3 protein-coding genes are annotated in these 1,600 nt (G+C 65.4%); all 3 read right to left on the bottom strand.

Annotation, left to right across the window (positions count from 1 at the left end):
* The coding region (locus A2J02_RS04850) for a hypothetical protein (RefSeq protein WP_068047478.1) at positions 1–414 on the bottom strand (414 nt) is incomplete at its 3' end.
* Between the two features lie 50 nt (positions 415–464).
* Positions 465–755, bottom strand: a complete 291-nt coding sequence (locus A2J02_RS04845) for a hypothetical protein (protein WP_068047475.1) — start codon at positions 753–755, stop codon at positions 465–467.
* A 19-nt stretch (positions 756–774) separates the two neighbouring features.
* The coding region (locus A2J02_RS04840; RefSeq protein WP_068047472.1) for an NAD(P)/FAD-dependent oxidoreductase at positions 775–1,600 on the bottom strand (826 nt) is incomplete at its 5' end.

The following is a 1,600-nucleotide window of genomic DNA, read 5'->3' as shown; positions in this document are numbered from 1 at the left end:
ACGTGTGCTGCGGTAGTGCAAGATCGATCCGATCGAGTAGATCGACGCAGCTGCGATGGCGAGCAGAAGCACAGGCCAGGCCGGTCCGCCGGGATTCCCGACAGCCTGCGCCAGTGCGACGCAGAGCGCCGAGAGCGCCACGCAGGTGAGGAAGCCTCTGTTGGTGGGTAGGGCCCACGGCGTCCCCATCCGATATCCGGTGATGACGTTGACCGCGATGATCACCGCGGCGACCCCCAGGGGCGCGGCCTGGCTGTCGAGAAGGGCGGTCAGTGCGAAAACGGCAAGCAGCACCGCGTTGACCGGGTACAGCCAGATCGGCCACGGAGTGTCTCGTACCGCGCGCTGAACTCGGTCGATGTCGTCGAGGGCTGTCCGTGCTTCGGCAGGTGTGGGTCTTCCGATGCTTTCCATGGTGGAAACTGTATTGGATAGTTTCCATCATGGCAACCATCTGGCGAGGGTCAGGTGTCGGCAGGCCGCGATACTTCCGATTCCCAGCGGGCTCGTCGTTCGTCGTCGGACTGTTCCCACCACGGCGTTCCACGCTCGCCGAGGGCGACTTTGGTGGCGTGCACCCCTGCCCGAGATTCCGGTGCGCCCGACGTCCGTTTGACCTCCCTGCGCCACGCCATCAGGATCGACCGCAGTTCGGCATTGCGATCCTCGGGGATGTCAGGATCCGTTGCGCGCCAACGTCGACCCTTGATGACGATGTAGCGACCGTCCTCGGTGCGTTCCGGTTCTTCGGCCATGGGTCCACACTGCCATGCGTCAGCTGCTCAGATACTGCGGCACTGCAATCCCGTCGAGCCCGAGCGCAACGGCGGCACGAGCGGTGACCGGGCCGACCAGATTGCCTGTCCCGTTGTAGCCGCCGAATGCGACCACGGTGTCGTCGACGACTGTGCACAGCGGGCGCCCGTCCGCGGTGAATCCCACGGATGCAGCCCAACGCGCAACAACCGAAAAAGATTCTCCTGCAAACGATGTCGCGACAGATTCGATGTAGTCCTGCACCTGGGCGGTCGGTTCGTCGGACGGTGTCCACTCGTCGTCTACGAAGAGGTCACGACCGCCCCCGACATACAGCCGTCCCGACGCGTCCTGCTGCGCGTAGTCGTATCCCCATCGTCCGTACACGGGGCAGGGCAGTCGTCTCGGCGTCACGGGCGAGGTGGCGAGCATCTGCAGACGCGCGGTCCGAACCCGGCCGTCGAGCTGGGGGAGTACCTGTTCGAGCCGACCGTCGACGGCAACGAGAACCAGGCCGCACCGAATCACCCCACTCGGCGTCGTGACTGCTCCTGGCTCGATGGCGGTTGCGGGCGTGTTCTCGTACAACCGGGCGCGGCCCGCGAGGATCGACGCCAACCCCAGCGCGCGACGCGCAGGATTCATCACCGCGTCGTCCGGTAGGAAGATCCCGCGCCCCAACTCGCTGGAATACTGCTCGACGGCAATGTCGTTCTCGCGCAGGCACTGTGCCAGCGCATCGCAATCCTCCGAATCAGCGAGCTCGACCGGCGCGCCGGGCACTCCCGCGAGCCTGATGGATCCGGTACGGCGGACGACGTCGGATCCGAGAATCTCTTCCAGA

This window comes from Rhodococcus sp. EPR-147 (assembly GCF_001647185.1).
Lineage (GTDB): Bacteria > Actinomycetota > Actinomycetes > Mycobacteriales > Mycobacteriaceae > Rhodococcoides.
This window is presented reverse-complemented; position numbering and strand designations above follow the sequence as displayed.